This is a genomic window from Lysinibacillus sp. FSL R5-0849, from assembly GCF_038595075.1.
Lineage (GTDB): Bacteria > Bacillota > Bacilli > Bacillales_A > Planococcaceae > Lysinibacillus > Lysinibacillus fusiformis.
This window is the reverse complement of sequence record NZ_CP152004.1, coordinates 1,367,349-1,391,911: the sequence shown is the minus strand read 5'-3', so window position 1 is coordinate 1,391,911 and position 24,563 is coordinate 1,367,349. Positions and strand designations below refer to the sequence as shown.

The window sequence follows — 24,563 nt, the reverse complement described above, 5'->3', positions numbered from 1 at the left end:
GGCGGGTTTTTATATATGTTAGATTAAGAATTTTGTCGTATATCTTGAATACTTTTACCTTCTGTAAATGCATGAATGGAGGCAATGGATCCAACCGATTTAAAGTTAGACCTATCATAGACTTTAGCAACTTGATCGTTAATTGGCCATATCCAAAGCTGCTCAAGCTTCTGATTCACTGACTGCTGTTGGATATGCTGCAACATATAGCCGATTAAACCACGACCTCGATGGCTTTCAATTGTTGCTACACTCTCAATCCTTCCTTGATTTCCTGACACAAATAGATTTGCGGAACAGCATGGCACCCCATCAAGTTTTAATAAATAGTACGTAAAGCTTGGCGAATAATACGCTTGCTCAAAGGCCATTTTAATTAATTCAGGATCTCCAAAAGCAGAAATGCTCATTTCCACTGCCAAGGCTTCGTTCAAATTTGCATCTGTTACCCGTTCAATTTTGATCGCTGGATGTGGTGAGAGTTGACGAAACTCACCATTCCAGCACTGAATTTCATTGACGAACTGCTCATATTGAAAGCCATGCATCTCTAAAGACTCTATACACGCTTGATTATCCTCAAGATTATATAAATACAGCCGTGGGATAAGCGACTTAGATTGATAGAACGTTTTTATATCTTCTAAAAACTGAGCAGGTTTTTCGATCTTTCGCCAAACATGTGCATGATTAGCATCATAATAGGTCGGAATTGCCTTATTATAGAATAAAACTCCTTCTTTACATGCCTCCATTTCACTAAAACTCTTTACATAATCTATATCAAGCTGCATAATGCGTTCTAAATTAAGCATGTTCCGTTCCCTCTTCCATCCATTTTTCATATAATTCCTCTATTTGCTGTTCGAGCTTTTGCCGTTGCTCTTTAGCAAGTGAAGGTTCCTCTAGTTTTACCTCTAGTTTTTCAATTTGTTGCTCAATCGATAGCTCTTTTTTGACAGATTGTATTTTAGGTGCCGCTTCATTTTCAACTTCAACTACTATTTTTTTCCAGAGCTCCTCAAGTTTTTGTCTAGCCCACTCATAATCTCCTTCAAAAACATGAATAGTTTGATCCTTTAGCCATGCTGTTTTGGTAAATATTTTTTGTAAGAAGTAGCGGTCATGGGACACACCAATAATGGTTCCCTCAAAGGTTTCTAGCGTATCCTCCAATACCTCTCTTGCTTCAATATCTAAATGGTTCGTTGGTTCATCCAAAATGAGCACATTAATATCCTCATGCATTAATTGAGCTAACCGAAGGCGCATTTTTTCTCCACCGCTTAAATTCTTCACTTTTTTAAAGACATCATAGCCATAGAACAAAAATCGTGCGAGAATATGGCGTGCTTCGGCCTCAGACACCGCTACATTTTCACGAAACGCATCAATTAATCGGATAGCTGGATTTTTATGTTCCAATTGCTGAGATAGATAACCAATTTTCACATTACTACCTACATGGCAAACACCGCGATTAGGAACGATTTCCCCTAACATCATTTTTAATAACGTTGATTTACCACTACCGTTGTTCCCAACAATCGCTAGTCTTTCTCCAAAGTAGACAGCTAGGTTACTGTCTATCAATAAAGGCTTATCATAGCCGTGGTAAATGTCTTGTAATTGCACTACCTCTTTACCGCTGCGTTCAGCCATCGTTAAAGCGAGATTCATTTTCTTTTTTGATATAGGCTTCTTCACCCGTTCGATACGTGCTAATGCTTTTTCCATACTTTTCGCACGTCTATGCATAGAAGCGTTTGGTGGATTTGCTTCATTAGCCCATTGTTTTAATCGTTTAATCGTTTCTTGCATTTTCTTAATTTTCTTCTGCTGCTCTTCATAATCAGCAAATTGCTGTTCAATCTTTGCCTCTTTTTGTGCTATAAATGCATCGTAATTACCTGTGTACGTAAAGGCCTCTCCATCTTCAATTTCAATGACTTTATGTGCAATCTGATTCATAAATTGGCGGTCATGAGAGACGACAATGACAATTCCCTCAAAGCTGCGTACGTAATTTTCAAGCCATTCGATTGCCTGCATATCAAGATGGTTCGTTGGTTCATCTAACAATAAAATAGCTGGCTGGCTCAATAAAATTTGCCCAAGCATTACTTTCGTCTTCTCTCCACCACTTAAACTACTAAATGGCTGTGCCAACATTTCCATAATGCCTAGCCCATTTGCAATCATCGCTAATTGGGCATCCACCTCATAGCCCCCCTGTAGCATGAATTGCTCCTGTACTTGCCCATATTGCCATAAAATTTCATCCGTTACGTTTGACTGCATCTCTTGCTCAAGTATCGTCATTCTAGCCTTTAATGCATAAATATCAGCAAATGCCTCTTCTAACACTTTCTTTACTGAATGACCCGGATAATTTGGTATTTGATGTAAATAGCCGACTGTGGCATCTTTACTTTTTATGATACGTCCCCGATCGGGAAAATCTACACCCGATAGAAGCTGCAATAAAGTTGTTTTACCACTACCATTTACGCCAACTATAGCAACATGCTCCCCACTATTTACCTCCAGTTGTAAATTCTCAAATAATATATTGCCACCCATAATTTTTTGTATTTGCTCAGCTTTCATTTGCATCGTTTTTTCCTCCAATGAAACGCGCGAAAACATCTTGACAACACAAAAAAGACTGCTCATTAACAAGCAGTCTTTTTCTCATTAAAATGTGTGAAAAAGAATGGTTAATTCGCTACGTTAGTTATTTGATTTTGCTTAAAAATGGACAGACCTATCCCGTTGTTCGCAAAATCGAAAGTAATGACACGTGCAAAATACATAGCTGTATCCACTTTTATACATGTGTCCGTAGCGTTTTTATTCATTCTTTTTCACCTCCGTTCAATATAGTTAAACATATAATACCATTTTTCAGATAATTTGAAAAGGGGATAAATGAACAATCATTTTATTTTATAAATATACAAACTGGCACACTAGTTATATACTAATAAAAAATAGAAATTTTTTCCCAAATTATATCAATATTTAGGCGATTGGTAGTAGGGTTTTTTACGGAGAATGTGGAGGGACATTTCATGAAAAAGCTAAGTATGCAAAAGAAAATGAGCTTATTAATTGTGGTTATTATTGGATTTGTACTCATTGCTATAGGTCTTATGAACACAACCGAAATGAAAAAAACATTACGAGATGAGTACAATACAAGGCTCCATCAAATTTTAGATTTAAGTATACTTAACCTCGACCAAACATTACCTGGTGAATGGCAATTAAAAAATGGTGAGCTTTACAAAGGCAATGTAAACGTAGCCAATGAAACGGCACTTATTGATACTTTAGGAGAATTATCACAGGCTGCCATTACAATTTTCGCTGGAGAAACGAGAATTAATACAAATATTGTCATAGATGGACAACGTGCTATTGGAACAACGGTCGACCCAAAAGTAGCTGACACTGTTTTACAGCAAGGGAAAACGTACACGGGTACTGCCGAAGTGCTAGGCAACCCCTATTTTACAAAATACGAGCCCATTAAAAATAAAAACGGCGAAACGATTGGCATGTTCTTTGCTGGGGTACCTTCCGCTGATATTGATGTAGTCGCACAAAAGATGTTATTCAAGACTGGAATTATCGCTGTCATCTCAGCCCTTATTGCAGTCATTGCAGGTATGCTCTTTATTCGTGGCATTGTCAGACCTTTAAAGCAATTAAACATCCAGCTAGAAACGATCTCTGCTGGGAAAGGTGATTTAACGCAGCAGCTACTAGTGCAATCAAAGGATGAAATCGGCCATGTGGCAGAGTCGTTTAATGCCATGCTGGCAACTTTACGTAGTATGATGCAACAAGTAGATGCAACAGCCAATCAAGTGTCTGCATCCTCACTGGAATTATCTGCAACGGCAGGTTCCACCACGACAACAACGGAGCAATTAACAGCCAATATGCAGGAGCTTGCAAGTGGTGCAAGTACTCAAAAGCATAGTGCTCATGAGAATGCCGAAGCGATGGAAGATATTGCTGGTGGAATTCAACTAGTTACAGAAACTAATAGTGAGGTATCTTCCTATGCGTCGGATGCCTTCGATACGGCCAAGCATGGTGAGGATGCCGCACATAATATGCAGTTTCAAATGCGTGCTATGACCAATGCCGTTCAGGAAAGTGCAGAAGCCATTGCAGCACTTGATACACATGCCAATAAAATAGATGAGATTGTGGAGGTCATTCATGCCATCGCTGATCAAACGAATTTATTAGCCCTCAATGCATCGATCGAGGCGGCTCGTGCGGGCGAACATGGCAAGGGCTTCGCAGTGGTTGCAGAAGAGGTTCGGAAGCTTGCCGAACAATCCAAAATCTCCGCAGCAGAAATTACAGAGACGATTCACACGATGCAACAACTGTCTAAGGAAGCACGGGTGTATATGCAGCAAAGTAAACAAGAGGCCACTACAAGCGCTGAGGTGGTCTACACAACTAGCAAGGCTTTTGCAGATATTACTACAAAGGTGTCACTTGTGACACTCAAAATTCAAGAGGTGTCAGGCATTGCCGAAGAGCTGTATGCAAGAATTGAACAGGCGAATGCTTCAACACAAATTATGGCTGAAATTGCTATGGATGCACGTGAACAATCAAAAATCGTCACACAAATTGCTGAAACGAATCTTCTATCAATGGATGATATTAATCAGGCAGCGTCACAGCTAACAGCGAATGCCGAAACATTGCAAGATTTAATCCATCAATTTAAATATTAAATCGACCAGCAAAAAAACATGAGGGATTAGTTGATCACTATCCCTCATGTTTTCACTTTTTTTACAAACATTTTGACCACAGGCACAAGGAAAATTGAAATCACTAGGATTCGGAAGAGTTGAAAAGCTGTGACGATTGTCACATTGGCATGTACAGAAGCCGCAATAATCCCCATTTGATCAAGTCCCCCAGGCACAATACTTAAAAAGCCTGTCTTAAAGTCGAGACTGTATAAACTTTTCATTAAAAATGTTAAGCCATACGCTGCTCCTATATAAATGCCAGCTGATACAAATGCATAAAAAATATGCCTCTTTGATAAATGTAAATCTTCTTTTTTCAACAATAACCCGATATGGATTCCAACCATCAATTGAGCAATATGTAGAAGAGATATGGGTATTCTAGGCACTTCTATCCCCACCATATTAATACCCATCAATAAAAATACTGGGCCGAGCATATAACCTGTTGGAATTTTAAGCTTTTGAGCAATCCATCCTGCTAAGCCACAAACAATTAGTATACCGATAAGGCCCCATGTATACATTCCGTTGTTCATAGTGCTGTTTCCACCAACATCTGTCAACATTAGCGGGACAAAGCCGACGATTAAAAGAACACGGAGGATTTGAAAGAATGTAATGACCACCATATCCATATCGCCTTGCTCCTCAGCAAAAGCCACAACCTGTGCCATGCCACCAGGTACACAGCATGTCAATGCCGTTGCAAAATCCAAATCTGTACGTTTGGCTACTAAATAACTGACACCAAAAAATAATAATATAAAAATCACATTTATAACGACAATACTCCCTAAAAAAAGCTTAATATCCTGCACCGCTTCTGGAGTAAAGGCAAAGCCGATAGAATACCCTGCTACGATTAAGCCAAAATTACGGAAGGAAGAGTGCCATCTCAATTGTACATTGGTCGACAATTGCACGATAAGTACAGCTGTAATAGCGCCTAGCAACCAAGGCATTGGTATATGAAGTAGTTGAAAAACGACAGCACCTATGAGGCCAATGCATAATGTAATCAACATATGCCTACCAAAAACAAACATACTAGCAACCCCTTACAACACTAGATAACTATATTATGACGTTTCTTAACCTTTTTTTCTATTGAAGCGACTTTTATATGGTTTGCTATCGTTAAAAAATAACCTGTTATCGATAAAATTGAACCTCTTATCCAATAATTTACCTTTGCTAAAATTATCTATGCTACATTATTATTACCTGATTCAGCGTTTTCCCTTTGAGGGGAAAATAAAGGAGGCCTCCTATGAAAATTCATTTGACTATTCACCATGAACTTGAAGAAACAGAGGTTCATATACATGCGAAAGAATACAACGAACAAATTGAAAGACTCATGCAGCAATTACAAGCGTCCCAAACGACTATGCTAGATGGGTACTTTCAACAAGAAATTCATCTACTAAAAATTTCTGATATTTATTCCATCTATGCAGAGGATGCCAAAGTATTTTTACAAACGAATGAGCAAGAGTTTGAGTCTAAACGAAAATTATATGAACTAGAGGCACAGCTTTCAAAGGACTTTGTACGAGTAAGTAAATCTACACTTGTCAATATCCATAAAATCTCCTCTATTCAAATGGGCAAAATCGGTACAACACAATTACTGCTTGAAAATGATGTAACCATTCATGTTAGTCGTAAATATATAAAAGAATTGAAGCGACACTTAGGTATTGGGAGGGATCTATAGCATGAAATATGTAAGCATGATGATTATCGGACTACTCATATCCCTTAGCTCTTCATATGTCTTAGTGACATTTAGCGTCCTATCAAATAATGCGATGGTGTCAGGCACAGAATTACTAGAGCAAATTGTTATTGCAGCCATACTTGGCATTGCCATCGGACTTATATCTGGTATTTTTGAGATTGAATCGATCCCTTTTATGGTGCAGCTACTCTTGCATTTAATCGCTGTGACAATCTGTGTTTTAATTGCTGGCTATTTTGGTGGTTGGTTTATGCATTCTGGTGTGAAATATGTGCTGCTTTCTGAAGCCGTTATTTACATCATCGTTTGGTGTATTCTTTATATCCTTCAATTAAATGATATTGAAAAAATAAATCGAGAAATCCGAAAAAGAAAGGAATAATCTGGATGACCTTCGCAATAAAAGTAGAGAATTTATGTAAACAATATGGTGATCATCATGCGGTTAATGATATTTCATTTGCGGTTGAACGAGGTACCCTCTTTGCTTTTTTAGGAGCAAACGGTGCTGGCAAATCGACAACAATTGAAATCCTTTGTACTTTATTAAAAAAATCCAGCGGCAATGTCACTATCAATAACTTTAAACTAGATGTCAGCAATCATAACGCAGATATCCGTAAATCCATTGGTGTTGTGTTTCAGCAAAGCTTATTAGATGATCGTTTAACTGTGCAGGAAAACATTCTACACCGAGGCAGAACATATGGATTATCAAAAACACAGCTTGCTGAAAACTATCAATTTGTTTCCTCCTATTTGCATTTAGAGGATATTGAAAAGCAAAAATATGGAACCTTATCAGGCGGTCAAAAAAGACGAGCAGACATTGCACGTGCACTTATTCATCGTCCAACTATATTATTTCTAGATGAACCTACAACCGGCTTAGATCCACAAACTCGACAATTAGTTTGGCAGGCCATCAAGCAGCTTCAACTCGAAACGAATATGACTGTGTTTTTAACGACCCATTATATGGAGGAAGCGGCAGTCGCCCATCAGGTCCTTGTTTTAAAGGAAGGAAAAATTGTCGCACAAGGTACGCCTGATGCGTTGAAAACAAAGTATGCCTATGACTCTATGGCCGTTGTTTTCAATAATCCACTAGACGGTGTTAAATGGCTGGAAGAACACGTCATTACCTATACCGAGAAACAGGAGATCTATACAATCCGTTTAGAGTCCACTCTACAAGCTCTCTCCCTTTTAAAGAAAGCGGAGCCACTCATCGCCTCCTTTGAAGTGATTAAAGGAACGATGGATGATGTCTTTCTTCATATTATGGCAGAGGTGGATGTTGCATAATGGAAGCCTTAATGAGCTTAGTACAACGAAATAGTAAAGTATTTAGACGAGATAAAACACAAGTGTTCTTCTCTCTACTATCGGTGATTATAGTCATCGTGCTTTACGCCTTATTCCTCCAAAAAATGCAGGTAGATGCAATTGAACGAATCACGGAAGCCACACCTGAAGTGATTACCATGGTGAACGAATGGGTTGTAGCAGGGTTACTATCGATGATTGCCGTTTCGTCAACACTTAGTGCATACGGTATCGCCATAAAGGATCAGGAATCAAAGGCAATGGCCGATTTTTTAACCGCCCCTCTTTCCCGCGCCACAATACAAATGAGCTATGTACTCAATGCATTAATAATTGGCTGTATTTTTTCCTTTATCGCATTAATTGGCTGTGAAATTTTTATCGTAGCAACAGGCGGTAAGCTTTTAAGCCTTGCACATTTTGTTCAAGTACTTGGCATTATCTTATTATCTGTCTTACTCGCAAGTGTCTTGAATCTATTTCTTTCCTTGTTTGTGTCGACACAAAATGCCTTCTCAACATTAGGAACTATTGTCGGTACACTACTCGGATTTTTATGCGGTGTTTATGTCCCACTCGGTGCTCTACCAAGCTTTGCACAAAATTTAATTATGTATTTCCCAGTTAGTCATACTACATTACTCTTACGAAACACATTTATGGAAAGCTCCATTGCCAATGTCTTTGAGGGTACACCGGTCTCCTATGTGAATGACTACAAAATTAATTATGGTATTGTCTACGAGCTTCATGGTAATACCCTTAGTGCCTCAACGAGCATCATCATTATCATTGGTACAATCCTCGTCCTAGCGATCGCCTCCTTCCTTTTGTTTAAAAGAAAATATAAATAAATAGTTGCCAACGTTTTTACACATCGTTTAGAAAACGATGTGTTTTTTATTGCTTTATCATAAACAATTTGTTATTTTAATAATAAATAAGCAAACAAAAATAAAAATCGTTTGTTTTTATCGGAGGATTCCTAATGGATGTAAATGAACTATTTTGGCAAGCGCCTATCGATAATCTAAAAAAGGGTTATATCGACGATGAGACACATTTCACTTGTCTACTATGTGGAGAAGAAATAGAAAAAGGAATTATTTACCCTTACGACGGCTTACTGTATGAAGCCGAAAAAATGATGCAGCATCATATTACGATTACACACCAGTCTGTTTTTCATTACTTAAATGGTCTCAATAAAAAAATGACCGGCTTAACTGAGCATCAAAGTCATATTTTAGGCTTATTTTATGAAGGTAAATCAGATCAGGAAATAAAAAAGGAATTAGAAATTGGCAGTGCCACGACTATTCGTCATCACCGCTTTGCTTTAAAGGAAAAAGAACGTCAAGCCAAGACGTTGTTAGTAATGATGGAATTACTGAAGGAACAAGATCGAAAGGAGGATACGTTTGTGTCTATTCATAAAACAGCTACAATGGTTGACGATCGCTATAACGTCACTCTCTCAGAAGAACAACAAGTATTGGCGAAATTATTCCCACACGGTGTTGGTAAGGAGCTAGTTCGTTTTCCTAAGCGTGAAAAACAAAAAATTATAGTACTTCGTGCCATCACAATGCTTTTTGACAAAGAAAAACAATATACAGAAAAAGAATTGAATGAAATCATCAAGCCCATGTATGAAGACTATGTTCATATACGCCGCTACTTAATTGAATACGGTTTTCTGGACCGCCAATCTGACGGCAGTGCTTACTGGGTTAAAAAATAAGAAGGCAGGTCATTAAAATGGATCATAAAAAAGAACTAAAAGAAATGTATAAGGACATGAAAATTGAAGCGGGCGTTTTTACTATGACGAATACACAAACAGATAAAGTATTTGTCGGTAGCTTTAATAATTTGAAGCGTTTAAATGGTTTTCAGTTTATGCTCAAAACGAATACACATACGAACAAGGAGCTTCAAGCGGACTATAATTCATTTGGTCAAGAAGCTTTCGAGGTGAAAATCGTTGAGTATTTAAAGAAGAAGGAAGAGGGTTATTTCGATGCCAAAAAAGAGCTTGAAAAGCTAGAGCAAAAATGGCTCGATACGCTAAATCCTTATGGTGAGCGCGGTTATAATTGATCAAAGATGAGCGCATTTACCAATAATAAAGGTAGATGCGCTATCCCTTACTCATAAAAGTCTTGTTATTGTTTTGCTTTCAATAGGCAAATTTCCTGCTGTGCTTTTTTCGTTAATTTACTGAAAACAAGTTCATACGAATGCTTAATAAGTTTCTCTACCAAATCCATCGGAACATCTTCAGCATCCATATAAATGGAGTTCCAATGCGTTTTATTCATATAGTAGCCAGGTATAATGCTGGTATAGGCTTCTCGTAATTCCTCTGCTCGCGCAGGTTCACATTTTAACGTTAGCACTGGCCGACCTGTGGCATTTCCTCCAATCATGGTATACATCTTCCCACCTATAAGATAGCGATCTGCTTGCCATTCTTCCTTATAGTCATACGTTGTTCCTTGCAGCTGAAGACAATTTGCATGAATCGTTTCCTTTTCCATTTCCATTCCCCTTTCAACATTAACTAGTTACCCCTAAAACAAAAACACATGTTCGATTATAGTAAGTATAATCGAAAACATGTGTTGAGGATAGCGTTATTTACTTGTACCACGATCAAACATCCCCATCACCTCGGTTGTTTGCAAAATATTCACAAACGACTTAGGATCGGTTTCTTTAATCGTACTTTTCACATCAGCCAGTTGATAGCGTGTAATAACCGTAATTAATACTTGACGGCCTTCGCCAGAATAGGCTCCTTTCGCATCGATGATCGTTACCCCACGATGAAGTTTTTCTAATAATTGCTGTTTAACCTCTTCGCCTTTATTCGTAATAATCATAAGGGTTAATTTAATATGACTTGTATGAATCGTGTCCACTACTTTTCCGGTTGCATAAATGGAAACAAGCGTTAATAGCGCTGCATCCCAACTAAAGACAAAGCCTGAAGCTGCCACTACGATACCATTCATAGCAGCAATTAAAGTACCAAGCGGAAAATCACGTTTACGGCTTAAAAGCATGGCAATAATATCGAAGCCCCCAGAGGAGCCTGCTGCTCGGAAAATCAATCCCATCGCAACACCTACGATGACTCCACCAAATAAGGAAGCAAGAATGGGCTCTTGTGTCGCCTTGTAAATCGGAATAATATATAAACTCACTGATAAAACAGCCACCGATAAAATCGTATAGCTAATAAATCGTTTCCCAAGCTTCATCACACCTAAAATAAGCAAGGGCAAGTTCAGTAGTAGGTTTAGCACCCCGGTATTCAGCGGAGTAATAATCCCAAGCATAATGGCAATACCGCTTAATCCCCCACTTAAAATTTCATGAGGAATTAACAAAAAATTATAAGCAAAGGCCACTAAAATGGAAGAAAGTGTAATAATAATCACATTACGCATGTTGATGTCCCCTATAAACGACCAAATTTTGATACATCTTTTCCATAGACTACCCAACTTACTTACTGGGAAAACCTATTTACTTATTTTTCTTCTGTTCTTCCTTTAAAGGACCCTCTTGTTTGTATTCGCCCTTATCAGCAACGTTATTAATACGCTCTAGCATTGGAGGATGCGTATAACGGAACCATTTCACCAAAAGCGGTGGGTTGACCTCGCTTAAGCCCGAAATCGTTAGCTTTTGAAATGCCGTTACAGCCGCCTTGCGATCATTCATCAAGTCAATCGCATATTGATCTGCCCTTGATTCTTGGTATCTGGATACGTAATTAGAAACGGGATTGGAAGCAAATAATAATATGGAGGTAATTAGTAAAAATAATGGGTAGGAGCTAATATTACTAATTTTATTAATTTTGAATACCTGTCCATATCGTGTAACGAAGCGTCGCATAATTTTAGCTGTTAGCCATAAACCAGCTAAAGAGAGTAAAAGATAGCCTGCAATGCCAAAATAAATATGCTTTTCAACATAATGTCCCATTTCATGCGCCATAATAAACAAAATTTCATTATCTGTTAGTCTGTTTAATGTAGTATCCCAAAGAACAATTCTTGAATTGCTACCTATCCCTGTCACGTAAGCATTTAAGGCATTCGTCTTCTCAGCCATATTCACCTCGTAAACATGCTCTGCTGGGATATGTGCCTCGGTAGCAAGTGATAATATTTTAGTTTCCAGCTCTTTATTTTTTAACGGATAAAAGTCATTGTACAAAGGGTCGATCACAACTGGCTGGATAAACATCACAAACATTGTGAACGGGATGGTTAATAGCCATGCATAGAGCCACCATCTTTTCTCACTCTTTTTAATGAGCCAATAGAGCACTGTCACTATGATCAAGGTCATTCCAAAGTTCACCCAAAAATCAATGACACCATCCTTCATCCAAGATCCAAATGCTTGGTTGCTAATGCCATAGCTTTTACTGAGATAATAACGATAATAGTCCATTGGGAATAATGCGACATATACTAATAATGACAATAAAAATAAGTAGCCTGCATTTTGCAAAAGCTTCCACTTTGTTTGAGATGTGCTTACTTTCTCTAAATAACGTGAGACACCTAGCAGTAATATCATGAAGTAAACAAGCCATTCTAAAGGAGTAGCTACAAAGAATAAAAAGTTCCGTATTTTAGAATATTCACCACTTAAAAGAAGTTCCTTACCAGACATAAACATTACTGGATCAGCAACAGTTCCCTGTAAGGTACTTGGTATTTTGCCTCCTCCGCTATGGAATATATACCAGTACATACAAAGCACGTAAACACCGAAAAGTAATAGCGCAACAATGCCCATTTTTTTAGCTATGTCAATTCCCCCTCATATTACCCAAAGTTCGTCCTATAGTAAGTGTAAGCGAAATTATCAAAGTTAGAACAAATATGGACCTACTTTTTATCATCTGTTTTTTACAAGAAAAAATTCGCTCCATTTCTAACAATGAGGACAGTATATCCTTCTCATTGTTTCAACATGTCGCGAATTTATGAAAATGCTTGTTATTTATCCATTACAAATGTTGTTTTCCCACGTTGATCCGCACTTAAATAGCCTGCGGATAATAGTTGGTCATACCATTGCTGTTCGATAACAGCAGCTAGAGCGCTATCATCCACTTTTGTAGAAAGCTCGACCATTATATCTCCTTTATACACCCAAACCTCAATATCGGCGTCATGTCCTAAAAAGCTTCCTTTATAGGTAGTAGCTTTGGCAGGACCGTAGACAACAGCTTGAGATAATATATTTTTATACCAGGCTTCAGCATCCCAATTTAAAATTTTCTTAGGCGAATGATCAAGGATGAGTTTTTTAGCAGCACTTGTATCTACAGAATCGTAAGAAACATTGGAAGTCGTTTTCAAGGATTCTTTACGGCTAATCGTAAATGTACGCTGGTCGCCCTTTATATCTAATTCAAATTTATAATTAGATTCTGACCCCGTAAAGCCATGATCTGTTGCCTCAGCAATCGCTTCGTTCAACGGTGTATGAAGAAAACGTTTTTTATAGGTAATATCCATCTTATTGCTACCTTTATATACACGTAAGCGATGAATATAATCACTTTGGAGAAACATTTTATCAGACGTATCATAGAAATAAATTTTTACATCGTCTTTTTTTGTTGCTTGAAAAACATTTGCTATATTTGATTCTGTTAAAATGTCTGATTTGATATTAAATTTAATTTCATGCCCTGGTTCTATTGCTGCTTTTGCCTCTGTTGGATGGATATACATCATACTAATAATTGTCAAACCCATGAAGCACATATAAAATGCCCATTTCTTCAATTTAGCCATTATTTACTTCCTCCTTTTGTATGGTTGTTTCTAAATGTGTATGTGGACTGTGAAAATAAATAGTTTGTCGTGCATGGATACTTTGCGATAGCGAAATTGTATCCTGATAGTCGGGATGGGTTTTATAGAAAAATTCCTGAGAAGGTTGCATTGAAACATGCTGATTGAATGACGGACGCGAATACCCTGTTTCAATGAATATGGCCGTTGGATGCTCCTTTGCTAGTTCTTCAAGTCTAGCTTCATCCTGTTCCCTAACAAAATAGAGTGTATGACCATCGCCAGTGCATTCCTTGTGACCGACTTGTAACGTCATTCTGTGCGGCCAAATATTTTCAGGTTCTTCTTCATACTGTTTAAACAGGGACTGTAATTTTGTATCTATACAAATGGCTCGCGAAGTTCGCTGAGCAAGATAGGTGACAATATCGACGGTTTTTCCTGAAAAGGATGATGGAAAAATAAAAGCGTTGTTTGGATGTTCATTTACATAAGTTTCAAGTTTCCGTAATACCTCATGATTATCAATATTTTTTTCAATATGGCCACTATCGATGAATGCTACATCATAAATCGTCCCATCTTCTACTGGTAAGGAAGCCTTGAGCAAATAGGAATCACGAACATAATCACCTGAGAAAAAAATTACCTTTTCAAAAAAGCGAATTTTATACCATACACTTCCAATTAAATGGCCACTATATCCCCATTGAAAGGCCAAATAATCATTCACCTTTATCCAAGTCCCTCTCGAATCTGGATGGAAAGTGCGGATATGCGAAATAGGATGTTGAAGCTGCTGAGAAGTTTTATGACTCATTAGAACCGGCCCTTTGTAGCCCATTTCTTCAAGTAGCGGTAGTGCGCCCACATGGTCAATATGGGAATGAGAAATAAAAACTGCCTTTAGTTTTTCTACATGATTAAGTGTTATAGCTGGTGGGGTTTTTTGTGAATTTTTCATCACCCCGCAATCCAGTAAAATCGCCTTCCCTTGATTTTCGATATAAAAGCAATTGCGCCCATACTCCCCCACCCCGCCTAAAATTTCAATCTTAAACATGTGCTTGCCCTCCACGTTTTTGCAGCCAATCAAGTAGAAACATAAAAATCACCGTGATGAAGACGGTGATGACGGCAACAGCCATCCCAACACCTACATTCCCTTGCTCAAATTGACTATAAATAAACGTTGCGCCTGTCTCGACAGAAGGTGGCAAAATTAAGAGACCGGCCACTAACTCTCGCATCGAAATAATAAAGGTCATCATCATACCCGTAAGTATGCCCTGCATTAATAACGGAAGGATGATTCTGCGATAAATATCCCAGTTACTACGACTAAAAATTGCTGCCGATTGAAATATGGAAGCATCTAACTGAGAAAACGAAGATTTAATATACTGTACAGAATAGGGTAAGAAAAGAACACAGTATGTCACCACAACCATGGTTTTTGTGTTATAGATGGTTGCGGGAAGCCATGGAGCATTCCAAAACATAATCAATCCTACGACAAAGACAATACCTGGAATAATATTAGGCATTAAGCTAAGGAAGTCTAATACTTGCTGTTTCTTTGTTTCCCCTTTTTTTATATAGAGTGCCAAAAGCAAGCCAATAATTGCTGTGATCACGGCCGTCATGATGGAAAAAACAATACTATTTAAAAATGCTGTTAATCCTGCACTGCCAACTGTGAATAGCTCCTGATAGGAGGCAAAGCTAAAATTACCTGCTTGTAAACCATCTCCTCTCACCTTTTGCAAAGAGGTGACGATAATCGAAAAATAAGGGATGCCAATAGATAATAAAAGGATCAACCCGACAAAGGTCCATGATATGACTTTTATATACCATTTATCTGTGACCTCACGTTTTCCAGGACTTTTCCCTGAAAGCACGCCATAAGTATATTTGCGTCCCATTAAATTTTGGAAATACCAAATGACTAAACAAACCGAAAGTAAAAATAAAGACAGAGAGGTCGCCATCCTAATATCGACCGGCCATCTGGATAAATATGAATGAATTTCTGTTGTAAATACTTGAAAACCAATACGACTACCAAATGTAGCTGGTGTTCCAAATTCCGCAAGCGTTTTAATGAAAATCAGTAAACTGCCTAAAACATAGCTTGATAGAATAAGTGGTAAAACGACTTTCACCCAATTTCTCCACGGATTCCGTCCGAAAATCAATGCTGCATCTAAAAAGGAACCGTTCATTCGTAGTAATGTATTTCTTAACATTAAATACAAAAACGGAAATAGGTGTAAGCTCATAATCATAACCATTCCAAATAAGGAAAAGAATGAATCCGTTAACCAAGCAGCGCCCGGAACTAATTGTTGAAGAAAACCATTATGCTGCATAAACAATATCCAACCCATAGAACCAATATAAGGGGGTGTCATAAATGGAATGGTCAAAACAATATCAAGCCATTCATGTTTATATAAGCTTGTTTTCGTTCGTATAAATGCCATAGGAAAGGCAATTAACGTTGTACCTAACATAACGAAAATCCCTAAGCCTATTGAATTTCCAAGTGTCTGCCATAATCGTTCATGTGCAAACATTCGGCTAAACTGTGAAAAATCAAAATGCCCATCTTTTGTAAACGTATAGAACAAAATCGCCATTAAAGGAGCGATAGCAAATACGACGACAATTGTCATTAAAAATCCAAAAGTTCGTCTTCCTTCCATGATCATGACTACTTCAACCCTTCTATTTGAAAACTCAACAGAGAACTATGTACCTCCCTATCGCTTAACGAAATAAATCGATAAACTTTGTTAATACGTCAAGTTGCTTGGCTTCAGCACCTGCCCACTCAACTTGTAGTTGAGGAATTTCATCTAATGCCGCACGATTTTTTACCGCAATCTCCTTATTTCCTGGTAATAAGTAAGCATCTGCTACAAGCTTTTGTCCTTCATCTGACAATAAAAAGTCAACATATGCCTTTGCAGCTTCAACATGTTTCGCATCCTTCAAAATACCAACAGCACGAGGACTAACGACCGTGCCGCTTTTCGGATAGACGATTTCCACTGGTTCTCCATCTGCTTTTGCTTTGTAAGCCATATAATCAACGCCTGCTATTGTCGCATTTTTCTCACCTGTAATGACTGCGTCTAACGCTTCCTTATTTGCGCCATTGACTTGTAATCCATTGTTCTTCCACGTATCCACTGTTGCCCATGCCGTTTTCTCTGCCTCCGTATAGCCAAATAAGAAATCGACAGCTGAACCTGATAAACTTGGATCCGGTATATTAATTTTGTTTTGCCACTCAGCTTTTGCTAAATCTGCCCAATCTGTCGGTGCCTGCTTTGTATTTTTCGTATTATAGGCAATACCTAAGGCCGAGGCACTGTAGCCGAAATAATACCCTTCTCCGTCTGACCAAGTAGGATTGATGTTCTCTTTATTTTCGGCATCTTTATAACTTTGTAGCTGGTCAGTTGCCTTAAGACCATCCATAGAAGCTACAGAGGCTAGTACGACAATATCGGCTACAGGATTATTTTTTTCCGCTTCTAAACGAGAAAGAATTTTGCCTGTAGTACCTTGAAACATCTCAACCTTAATACCTGTTTTTTCTTCAAAAGCTTGCTGAATATTTGCGGCTAAGCCATCAGGGCCCGCAGAATACACTGTTAATACTTGCTCCTCTTGTGTCTTTGCACTTGCCTGTTGTTCCTCCTCCACCTGTTTGTTCCCACAGCCAGCTAATGCCAATGTTAGTAGAATTCCCGCAGTTGCCCATAATTTAAAACGTCGCTTTTTCAATGTAAACCCTCCATTTGATAGATCTGATTTTCATCAATAAATACTTGTAATCGTTTTCCATGTTCTAGTGGCTGATTCTCGTAAAAGCTCCATGCTTTTCCTTCCACTTGAGCCTGTACTAAGTAACGGTCTCCAACAAACGTACTTTTCACAATCTTCGCTTGCTTAGCAATCGTGCCTGGACGTTGTATTCTAGAAACACCTTCAGGACGCACAATAGATTGTCCATTTTGTAACCAATTTACTTTTCCAATAAAATCGGCTACATAAGGTGTTGCTGGCGCACGATAAATTTCTTCAGGGGAGCCGATTTGTGCAATTCTTCCCTCTTCCATAATGATAATTTGATCTGACATGGTCATCGCTTCTGTTTGATCGTGAGTAACAAAAATGGCTTGGCAATCAAGCTCATGGATAAGTTGCATAATTTCATCCTGCATTTGCTCTCGAAGCACTGCATCTAGGGCAGATAATGGCTCATCAAATAAAATTAATTGTGGGTTTGTAGCTAAAGCCCTTGCCAGTGCCACTCGTTGCTGCTGACCCCCTGATAACTCCCCTGGCTTACGTTTCTCAAACCCTTGCATTTTTACTAATTGCATCACATGCTCTACACGTGCTGGAATGTCTGACTTTGGAATAATCCCCTTTAAACCAAAGGCGATATTTTGAAAGATGGTCATATGGGGCCATAGGGCAAAATCTTGAAAAACCATGGCGATATTGCGTTTATTCGGTTTGACATTTTTACGAGATTCCGAAGAATAAATGACAGTGTCATCAAATCGAATTTCCCCTTTCGTTGGCTGTTCAAGACCTGCCAACAATTTTAATAAAGTGGTTTTACCACAGCCTGATTGTCCGAGAATCGTAATGAATTGCTGATCTAACTCCACATTAATAGGCCATAATGCTTGAGATTGCCCATATTTTTTCTCGATATTAGCTAATGAGATTTTCATAAGTATCCTCCTCGTTACTAACTACTATAAATTCCACATATTTAGAAAATATTAATCTACTATTAATAACTCGTTAAAAAAAATCTAATAAACTTAAGTAAATGCAAGATTTTTTCTAATTTACTTTAGGAGGATAAAATGAATAATTTAAAATTACAGGCATTTTGCTTACTCGTTGAATTAAAAAAATTAGCTCCGGTCGCCAAAGAACTCGGCATTACAGCCCCAACTGTGTCCTTTCATATTCGTTCAATTGAGGAGGAATATGGTATTCGTTTATTTCGCACAAATGCAGGCGGGTACCGCTTAACTGAAGCGGGCGAGGGTGTTTATCATTATGCTCGTCAAATTGTACAGCTGCAAAAAGATATGAATCGCTATATTGAAAACCTATTAGCTGGGCATATCGGCTCCCTCCGACTTGGGGCAAGTGGATTACCCGCACATATTTTCATGCCCGATTTAATCCATCAAGTTTCAATGGCTTATCCAGAGATTCGTATTTCGTTAGAGGTGAAAACAGCTCCTGAAATTGAAAATAAAGTAGCCCTTCAAGAATTAGATTTTGGGCTCATTATGGAGACTAAACAGGAAAATACCGCCCTTCATTACGAGACAATCGGAGAAGATGCCCTTGTTTTAGCATTAAGCCCAACACATGCACTCGCATCTAAAAAGTTCATCACCAGAGAGGATGTTCTTAAAAATAAACTGTTATTGCATACTTCATCTAGCTCCACGAATCACTTCATCGAAAAGTGGATGGACCCCTTTCAGCCTTCTACTTATACCATCGAATTGGATTCGGTAAGTACAATAAAAAAAATGCTGACCTTCGGAAAGAACTTGGCTTTCGTTTCCGCTGCCTTAATCGAAGAAGAATTAAAATCGGGTCTACTAATGAAAAAGGATTTACAAGATGTGACGCTTCGGAGAAAGATTCAATTTATATATCCTAAAACGCGGTTAGATAATGCCATTGATGAGTTTGTCAAAATGTCGATTTACGAAGTAGCACAGCGATTAAAAATGTCTTCAGTTCTGACATAATTCCACAGATCGCCGTAATAAAATGCAATGGGGATATATTTATTAGAAAGGAGGAATGTATTTGCTAACCAAATTGCTGACAAAGGATTGTATCCAAGTTGCAAACTTTGTTCAGTCCTGGCAAGAAGCCATTCGTTTAGCTGCCAAACCATTAATACGTCAAAATAAAATTGAACAACGCTATATCGTGGCAATGATTCAATCCATTGAGCAATATGGTCCTTATGTCGTCATTACGCCGAAAGTTGCAATTCCACATGCACGGCCTACAGACGGTGTTCATGCCTTAGCAGTAAGTTTGCTACGTTTACAGCAGCCTGTTTTTTTCAGCCCTAATCAGCCTGTCTTTTTAATTATTGTTTTAGCTGCAATCGACAATACATCACATCTACAGGCATTGGCTGATCTAACCTTAGTGCTACAACATCCGGATCAGGTTGATAGCCTTATTGCTTGTCAGCATGAAGAAGACATACGAGAGAAGATCAAACAATATACGACAAAGGAGTCAGCAGGATGAAAATATTAGTCGTGTGCGGTAGCGGATTAGGAAGTAGCTTTATTTTAGAATTAAATGTAAAGAAGGCATTAGAGGCTATGGGCAAAGAGGCAGAGGTGACCCATACGGATTTAGCATCCGCAAAGGCGGAGAAAGCTGATATTTATTTAGGTGCGGCCGATATTGTGAATGAATTAGCGAAAGACAACGCAATCATTGTGAGTATCGTCAATATGATGAATATATCGGAAATTAAGGAAAAGCTGGAACCTTGGCTTTAAGCAAAAAAAATTTGGATAGGATGAGGTGTTGGTATGTTAGATGTTATCATGCATGACATTTTAGGAACACCAGCTATATTAGTCGGCCTATTCGCATTTATTGGTTTATTCATTCAAAAGAAATCAAGCTCCACTATTCTTTCTGGTACTTTAAAAACGATTATGGGCTTTGTGATCCTAGGGGCAGGAGCAACTGTCCTAATAGGCTCGTTAGATCATTTTAGTAAAATGTTCGATCATGCTTTTCACGTACAGGGAGTTATTCCTAACAACGAGGCCATCGTAGCAGCTGCTCAAACTAATTTTGGAACAGCCACTGCACTCATTATGGTATTTGGGATGATTATGAACTTATTACTTGCGCGATTTACGCCATTAAAATATATCTTTTTAACTGGGCATCATACATTATTCATGGCTTGTTTAATCGCTGCCTCTTTATCTGTTGGCGGAATGAGTGGGACACCTCTTATCATTGTCGGTTCTATTATACTCGGACTTTGTATGGTAGTGTTCCCTGCTATTTTGCAACCAACTGTCCGCCAAATAACAGGCAGTGATGATTTTGCTGTCGGTCACTTTGGTAGTGTTGGTTACTATGTATCTGCTAAAATTGGAAAGCTCGTTGGTAATAAAGCAAAATCAACAGAAGATATACAGGTACCTAAGTCCCTTGGCTTTTTACGTGATACATCTGTCGCTATCTCTTTAACGATGAGTGTATTCTTTGTCATTGTAGCGCTATTTGCGGGACCTTCCTATATAGAGGCTCAACTATCTGGTGGATCTAACTTCATTATTTTCGCCATTATGCAAGCGATTACATTTGCTGCTGGGGTATATATCATTTTAGCTGGTGTACGGATGTTAATTGCTGAAATTGTTCCAGCCTTTAAAGGCATTGCTGATAAACTTGTGCCCAATACTAAGCCCGCACTCGATTGCCCAACTATTTTCCCATTTGCCCCGAATGCTGTGATCATTGGTTTCCTATTTAGCTTTTTAGCTGGACTTGTTTCAATGTTTATACTGCCTTTCATCGGACTGAAAGTAATTGTTCCAGGGCTAGTTCCCCACTTCTTTACTGGTGCTGCAGCAGGTGTGTTTGGCAATGCTACAGGAGGCAGAATCGGTGCTATGTCAGGTGCCTTTGCTAACGGTTTATTAATTAGCTTTATTCCCGCGATACTTCTAATATTTATGGGAGATATCGGTTATGAAGGTACGACCTTTGGTGATTCAGACTTTGGTGTTATCGGCATTATTATTATTAATTTATTAAAATTATTTGGAGCTGTTTAAATCTAGATAAAAGCCCTACGCGAATTGCGTTGGGCTTTTTTGTTATTGTACATCCGTGGAAAAGTGGGAAACTTTAATAAATATATTACTTGATTAGTCATCTAGCTTTATATTATTAACTTATTATGTATATAAATTTGGATATATATTCTTATAGATCGTACAGAAATTTATTTTATTCGACGTCTGACATCCGACTAAAAATATTAAATTTTTGCCGATATATACTTTATAACTAGAAACAACAGGAGGTACATATTTTGAAGAAATTAATGGTGGCTTGTCTTTTGATTGCTCTATTAATAGCAGGCTGTTCATCGGCTCAGACAGAAACATCCACGGAAGGTTATAAGATAGGAGTTTTACTATCGGATGCTGGACTTGGAGATGAATCATTCAACGATTCTGCTTTTAAAGGACTTGAAAAGGCGCGGGATGAACTTGGTATTTTATTTGATTATAAAGAGGCACCAGATGGAAATTATGAGGAAAAGCTACAGGAGCTTGTAGAAGAAAAATATGATATTATCATTGGTCTCGGTTTTTCTGTACAAGAGGCACTAGAAAAGACTGCGAAGCAATTCCCTGAGCAACAATTTGTATTGATTGATGGACAGTCAGATGTGAACAACATTATCTCTATTACCTTTAAGGAGCAAGAAGGAAGTTTCTTAGTTGGTATGGTGGCTGCTATGACAAGCAAAACAGGAAAAATCGGCTTTATTGGTGGGGCAGATGCTCCTGTTATCCATCACTTTGAAAATGGTTTTATAGAAGGAGCTCGCTATGTAAACCCAAATATTGAAATTATGAGTGACTATGCAGGAACCTTTGATGATACACAGGCTGGTGCGGCAATCGCTGATAAATATATCCAAAATCAAGTTGATTTTATTTACCACGCTGCTGGTTTTACAGGCTTTGGGGCGATTAAAAAAGCTGAAGAGATGGGAATTTATGCAGCTGGGGTTGATATCGATCAATTTTATATTGCTGAAAAAACAGTCGTCACTTCTATGTTAAAGAATGTTGACCATGCCGTTTTTCAACTCGCAAAAACATTGGTGGACGAAGGTAAATTAACTGAAAAATCCTTGGCTCTAGGACTAGCCGAGCAAGGTGTAGGACTAGCTGATATCCGTGTGATTACATTAACGTCTGAGCAACAAGCCGCCATTGAAAAAGCCCGTGAAGCAATTGTTTCAGGCTCGATAAAAGTTTCTGCAGAAAAGAGGGATAGTCAGTGACACTACGAAAGAAATTATTTATGAACACATTGATCCCCATCTTGCTGGCAATGGGGATGATTGGTTTTATTATTGTTCAAACATTTTCCATTCAAACAACGGCTCAAGATGATACCGCACTATTACTCTCAGTGAAAGAGCTTGAACAAAGCTTCGTAGTTGCTAGCCAATCATTAAATAACTACACCTATTTAGATAGTGAGGCCAATAAAAACGAAGCACTTGCTATCTTACAAGAAACAAAAGTCAATTTAGATGCATTAGCATCCCTATCGAAAATTCCTGAACATCAGAAATTAATTAGTAAAATTACAGATAAATTTGCAGCTCTTGAAAAAGCTACAAAAGCGGGCCTGCAAGAGGACAATCGTCCAGAAGTTAAAAAGCAATCTCTTCGAATTAAAGGCATTTTAAATGATATGTATTTGCTCAAAAAAGAAACGAATGAATGGTATCAAGAAATGATACAAGTAACAAAGCAAAAAATCGGTTTTATTATTACAACAGCTATCATAGGTAGTGTCCTATTAATCTTAGCAACAATTGTTTATTCCTATGTAGCTGCTAAAAGAATTACGAAACCTATCAACCAAATTGTAGAATGTGCACAGAGCGCGGCTACTGGGGATCTCACGATAGATACCTCCACCCTTTCCTATCAATCAAATAGCCGTTATGAAATTGATCGATTGACTGAAAGTTTTTCACAAATGATGACGAATTTAAAGAGCACCGTGTTGTCCATCGATCAAATAGGCAAGGATGTTAGTTTATTTACACAGGATGTAACAAGCCATATGCAAAATATTAACGAAGGTAGCAATCAAGTAGCAGTATCTACGGACGAATTAGCAAAGGGTAGTTACACGATGTCAGAAGATATTCAATCTGTCGCGATTCTTATGAATAATATGTCGGATCAATTTAAATCCGTTGCTCACACAACAGAGCAATCAGCTATACATGGTAAACAGGCATTGGATGCCGTTCAAAATGGGCAATATACATTGGAAAAACAATCTACTATTGCGAAGGATATTCAAGGTGCCTCACTAGCAATTAAAAATGCTGTTACTCAATTTTCACAATTTACAACAGAAATCGAAGGAGCCGCTAATGCTGTTCATACAATTGCCAGTCAAACAAATTTGCTAGCTTTAAATGCGGCTATTGAAGCAGCTCGTGCTGGCGAAGCAGGAAAAGGATTTGCCGTCGTAGCCGATGAAGTTAAAAAGCTTTCTTCTGAAACGGAACATGCGACAAATTTAATTTCTTCAATGGTTACTCATATTCAAGGTGGTATAGATCACATCCTAGCTACGGCTGAAAGAGGGCATGACCTTTCAAATGAGCAAGCACAATCAATGCTAGAAACGGAACATTCATTTGCAGCCATTACTAATCATATTACTGATATCCATCATGATTTACAGCATCTCACTAAGGAAATGATGCAAACAAATGAAATGAGCCAGCAAGTGAATGGTACGATTGAAAATATTTCTGCGATTACAGAAGAAACAGCCGCAGGTACAGAGGAAATTTCAGCCTCAACACAGGAACAACTAGTATCCTTCCAAAAAATAAATACAAAAATCGTCGATCTTCAAAAAATGACGGATACATTAATGAGTGAGCTTAAAAAATTCACATTATAGCTTGTCAAATAAACATAAAAAAATCCAGTGACTAGTTGTTCACTGGATTTCTTCATT

At 38.1% G+C, this 24,563-nt stretch carries 25 protein-coding genes; 13 read left to right on the top strand and 12 right to left on the bottom strand.

Annotation, left to right across the window (positions count from 1 at the left end; translation table 11 throughout):
- Positions 1–23 precede the first annotated feature (23 nt).
- The 3 genes from MKY80_RS06575 to MKY80_RS06565 form a co-directional block, all read right to left on the bottom strand.
- Entirely contained in the window at positions 24–815 is a 792-nt protein-coding gene (locus MKY80_RS06575; protein ID WP_090001272.1) for a GNAT family N-acetyltransferase, read from the bottom strand.
- Entirely contained in the window at positions 808–2,616 is a 1,809-nt protein-coding gene (abc-f, locus tag MKY80_RS06570; RefSeq protein ID WP_342532369.1) for an ABC-F type ribosomal protection protein, read from the bottom strand. Before abc-f ends, MKY80_RS06575 begins: the two co-directional genes overlap by 8 nt.
- A gap of 104 nt (positions 2,617–2,720) precedes the next feature.
- A complete protein-coding gene (locus tag MKY80_RS06565) occupies positions 2,721–2,861 on the bottom strand; it encodes an RAxF-45 family protein (protein WP_008174324.1) in 141 nt (46 codons plus the stop codon).
- A gap of 213 nt (positions 2,862–3,074) precedes the next feature.
- Here MKY80_RS06565 and MKY80_RS06560 point away from each other — a divergent pair, with 213 nt between their 5' ends.
- Positions 3,075–4,769: a methyl-accepting chemotaxis protein gene (locus tag MKY80_RS06560; protein ID WP_090001267.1), complete on the top strand. Its 1,695-nt coding sequence runs from the start codon at positions 3,075–3,077 to the stop codon at positions 4,767–4,769.
- A 44-nt stretch (positions 4,770–4,813) separates the two neighbouring features.
- On the opposite strand, the gene MKY80_RS06555 is transcribed toward MKY80_RS06560, so the two are convergent.
- The gene (locus MKY80_RS06555) at positions 4,814–5,842 is read right to left on the bottom strand and encodes an AbrB family transcriptional regulator (RefSeq protein ID WP_089985534.1); all 1,029 of its coding nucleotides are present in this window, start codon (positions 5,840–5,842) and stop codon (positions 4,814–4,816) included.
- 224 nt (positions 5,843–6,066) lie between these two features.
- On the opposite strand from MKY80_RS06555, the gene MKY80_RS06550 reads away from it, so the two are divergent.
- From MKY80_RS06550 to MKY80_RS06525, 6 genes are all read left to right on the top strand, one after another.
- The gene (locus MKY80_RS06550) at positions 6,067–6,516 is read left to right on the top strand and encodes a LytTR family DNA-binding domain-containing protein (RefSeq protein ID WP_089985532.1); all 450 of its coding nucleotides are present in this window, start codon (positions 6,067–6,069) and stop codon (positions 6,514–6,516) included.
- A gap of 1 nt (position 6,517) precedes the next feature.
- Positions 6,518–6,922, top strand: coding sequence for a DUF3021 domain-containing protein (locus tag MKY80_RS06545; RefSeq protein ID WP_008174333.1), 405 nt, complete (start codon positions 6,518–6,520; stop codon positions 6,920–6,922).
- Between the two features lie 5 nt (positions 6,923–6,927).
- Positions 6,928–7,848 (top strand): ABC transporter ATP-binding protein, encoded by a 921-nt coding sequence (locus MKY80_RS06540; RefSeq protein ID WP_342532368.1) that lies wholly within the window; start codon positions 6,928–6,930, stop codon positions 7,846–7,848.
- Positions 7,848–8,723: an ABC transporter permease gene (locus MKY80_RS06535; RefSeq protein WP_089985527.1), complete on the top strand. Its 876-nt coding sequence runs from the start codon at positions 7,848–7,850 to the stop codon at positions 8,721–8,723. Before MKY80_RS06540 ends, MKY80_RS06535 begins: the two co-directional genes overlap by 1 nt.
- Positions 8,724–8,857: 134 nt before the next feature.
- A complete protein-coding gene (locus tag MKY80_RS06530; protein WP_008174339.1) occupies positions 8,858–9,613 on the top strand; it encodes a DUF2087 domain-containing protein in 756 nt (251 codons plus the stop codon).
- A gap of 17 nt (positions 9,614–9,630) precedes the next feature.
- Positions 9,631–9,972 carry a GIY-YIG nuclease family protein gene (locus tag MKY80_RS06525; protein ID WP_008174341.1) on the top strand — a complete coding sequence of 114 codons (342 nt, stop codon included), beginning with the start codon at positions 9,631–9,633 and terminating at the stop codon, positions 9,970–9,972.
- 65 nt (positions 9,973–10,037) lie between these two features.
- Here MKY80_RS06525 and MKY80_RS06520 read toward each other — a convergent pair whose 3' ends face one another.
- The 8 genes from MKY80_RS06520 to MKY80_RS06485 form a co-directional block, all read right to left on the bottom strand.
- Positions 10,038–10,412 (bottom strand): MmcQ/YjbR family DNA-binding protein, encoded by a 375-nt coding sequence (locus MKY80_RS06520; protein WP_239354345.1) that lies wholly within the window; start codon positions 10,410–10,412, stop codon positions 10,038–10,040.
- A 96-nt stretch (positions 10,413–10,508) separates the two neighbouring features.
- Positions 10,509–11,327: a YitT family protein gene (locus MKY80_RS06515; RefSeq protein ID WP_008174345.1), complete on the bottom strand. Its 819-nt coding sequence runs from the start codon at positions 11,325–11,327 to the stop codon at positions 10,509–10,511.
- Positions 11,328–11,406: 79 nt separating this feature from the next.
- Positions 11,407–12,708: a M48 family metallopeptidase gene (locus MKY80_RS06510; RefSeq protein ID WP_043989743.1), complete on the bottom strand. Its 1,302-nt coding sequence runs from the start codon at positions 12,706–12,708 to the stop codon at positions 11,407–11,409.
- Positions 12,709–12,899: 191 nt separating this feature from the next.
- Positions 12,900–13,706, bottom strand: coding sequence for a hypothetical protein (locus MKY80_RS06505; protein ID WP_239354343.1), 807 nt, complete (start codon positions 13,704–13,706; stop codon positions 12,900–12,902).
- Positions 13,699–14,769 carry an MBL fold metallo-hydrolase gene (locus tag MKY80_RS06500; protein WP_089985518.1) on the bottom strand — a complete coding sequence of 357 codons (1,071 nt, stop codon included), beginning with the start codon at positions 14,767–14,769 and terminating at the stop codon, positions 13,699–13,701. Before MKY80_RS06500 ends, MKY80_RS06505 begins: the two co-directional genes overlap by 8 nt.
- Positions 14,762–16,417 carry an iron ABC transporter permease gene (locus tag MKY80_RS06495; RefSeq protein WP_239354342.1) on the bottom strand — a complete coding sequence of 552 codons (1,656 nt, stop codon included), beginning with the start codon at positions 16,415–16,417 and terminating at the stop codon, positions 14,762–14,764. The genes MKY80_RS06500 and MKY80_RS06495 overlap by 8 nt, the downstream gene beginning before the upstream one ends.
- A gap of 64 nt (positions 16,418–16,481) precedes the next feature.
- On the bottom strand, positions 16,482–17,507 hold the full coding sequence (locus MKY80_RS06490; protein WP_008174357.1) for an ABC transporter substrate-binding protein: 1,026 nt from the start codon (positions 17,505–17,507) through the stop codon (positions 16,482–16,484).
- Positions 17,504–18,469 (bottom strand): ABC transporter ATP-binding protein, encoded by a 966-nt coding sequence (locus MKY80_RS06485; RefSeq protein ID WP_008174358.1) that lies wholly within the window; start codon positions 18,467–18,469, stop codon positions 17,504–17,506. Before MKY80_RS06485 ends, MKY80_RS06490 begins: the two co-directional genes overlap by 4 nt.
- A 138-nt stretch (positions 18,470–18,607) precedes the next feature.
- Here MKY80_RS06485 and MKY80_RS06480 point away from each other — a divergent pair, with 138 nt between their 5' ends.
- The 6 genes from MKY80_RS06480 (at position 18,608) to MKY80_RS06455 (ending at position 24,506) form a co-directional block, all read left to right on the top strand.
- Positions 18,608–19,519 (top strand): LysR family transcriptional regulator, encoded by a 912-nt coding sequence (locus MKY80_RS06480; protein WP_008174360.1) that lies wholly within the window; start codon positions 18,608–18,610, stop codon positions 19,517–19,519.
- 61 nt (positions 19,520–19,580) lie between these two features.
- Positions 19,581–20,039, top strand: a complete 459-nt coding sequence (locus tag MKY80_RS06475) for a PTS sugar transporter subunit IIA (RefSeq protein WP_043989744.1) — start codon at positions 19,581–19,583, stop codon at positions 20,037–20,039.
- Positions 20,036–20,299: a PTS sugar transporter subunit IIB gene (locus MKY80_RS06470; RefSeq protein WP_008174366.1), complete on the top strand. Its 264-nt coding sequence runs from the start codon at positions 20,036–20,038 to the stop codon at positions 20,297–20,299. The genes MKY80_RS06475 and MKY80_RS06470 overlap by 4 nt, the downstream gene beginning before the upstream one ends.
- Before the next feature lie 33 nt (positions 20,300–20,332).
- A complete protein-coding gene (locus MKY80_RS06465; RefSeq protein WP_107921761.1) occupies positions 20,333–21,601 on the top strand; it encodes a PTS ascorbate transporter subunit IIC in 1,269 nt (422 codons plus the stop codon).
- A gap of 260 nt (positions 21,602–21,861) precedes the next feature.
- The gene (locus tag MKY80_RS06460) at positions 21,862–22,848 is read left to right on the top strand and encodes a BMP family ABC transporter substrate-binding protein (RefSeq protein WP_043989745.1); all 987 of its coding nucleotides are present in this window, start codon (positions 21,862–21,864) and stop codon (positions 22,846–22,848) included.
- Entirely contained in the window at positions 22,845–24,506 is a 1,662-nt protein-coding gene (locus MKY80_RS06455; protein ID WP_043989746.1) for a methyl-accepting chemotaxis protein, read from the top strand. The genes MKY80_RS06460 and MKY80_RS06455 overlap by 4 nt, the downstream gene beginning before the upstream one ends.
- Positions 24,507–24,563: the final 57 nt, after the last annotated feature.

Coding starts and splice junctions, on each gene's coding strand:
- MKY80_RS06575 (WP_090001272.1), bottom strand. CDS start 815: ATGCTTAATTTAGAACGCATTATGCAGCTTGATATAGATTATGTAAAG.
- abc-f (WP_342532369.1), bottom strand. CDS start 2,616: ATGCAAATGAAAGCTGAGCAAATACAAAAAATTATGGGTGGCAATATA.
- MKY80_RS06565 (WP_008174324.1), bottom strand. CDS start 2,861: ATGAATAAAAACGCTACGGACACATGTATAAAAGTGGATACAGCTATG.
- MKY80_RS06560 (WP_090001267.1), top strand. CDS start 3,075: ATGAAAAAGCTAAGTATGCAAAAGAAAATGAGCTTATTAATTGTGGTT.
- MKY80_RS06555 (WP_089985534.1), bottom strand. CDS start 5,842: ATGTTTGTTTTTGGTAGGCATATGTTGATTACATTATGCATTGGCCTC.
- MKY80_RS06550 (WP_089985532.1), top strand. CDS start 6,067: ATGAAAATTCATTTGACTATTCACCATGAACTTGAAGAAACAGAGGTT.
- MKY80_RS06545 (WP_008174333.1), top strand. CDS start 6,518: ATGAAATATGTAAGCATGATGATTATCGGACTACTCATATCCCTTAGC.
- MKY80_RS06540 (WP_342532368.1), top strand. CDS start 6,928: ATGACCTTCGCAATAAAAGTAGAGAATTTATGTAAACAATATGGTGAT.
- MKY80_RS06535 (WP_089985527.1), top strand. CDS start 7,848: ATGGAAGCCTTAATGAGCTTAGTACAACGAAATAGTAAAGTATTTAGA.
- MKY80_RS06530 (WP_008174339.1), top strand. CDS start 8,858: ATGGATGTAAATGAACTATTTTGGCAAGCGCCTATCGATAATCTAAAA.
- MKY80_RS06525 (WP_008174341.1), top strand. CDS start 9,631: ATGGATCATAAAAAAGAACTAAAAGAAATGTATAAGGACATGAAAATT.
- MKY80_RS06520 (WP_239354345.1), bottom strand. CDS start 10,412: ATGGAAAAGGAAACGATTCATGCAAATTGTCTTCAGCTGCAAGGAACA.
- MKY80_RS06515 (WP_008174345.1), bottom strand. CDS start 11,327: ATGCGTAATGTGATTATTATTACACTTTCTTCCATTTTAGTGGCCTTT.
- MKY80_RS06505 (WP_239354343.1), bottom strand. CDS start 13,706: ATGGCTAAATTGAAGAAATGGGCATTTTATATGTGCTTCATGGGTTTG.
- MKY80_RS06500 (WP_089985518.1), bottom strand. CDS start 14,769: ATGTTTAAGATTGAAATTTTAGGCGGGGTGGGGGAGTATGGGCGCAAT.
- MKY80_RS06495 (WP_239354342.1), bottom strand. CDS start 16,417: ATGGAAGGAAGACGAACTTTTGGATTTTTAATGACAATTGTCGTCGTA.
- MKY80_RS06485 (WP_008174358.1), bottom strand. CDS start 18,469: ATGAAAATCTCATTAGCTAATATCGAGAAAAAATATGGGCAATCTCAA.
- MKY80_RS06480 (WP_008174360.1), top strand. CDS start 18,608: ATGAATAATTTAAAATTACAGGCATTTTGCTTACTCGTTGAATTAAAA.
- MKY80_RS06470 (WP_008174366.1), top strand. CDS start 20,036: ATGAAAATATTAGTCGTGTGCGGTAGCGGATTAGGAAGTAGCTTTATT.
- MKY80_RS06465 (WP_107921761.1), top strand. CDS start 20,333: ATGTTAGATGTTATCATGCATGACATTTTAGGAACACCAGCTATATTA.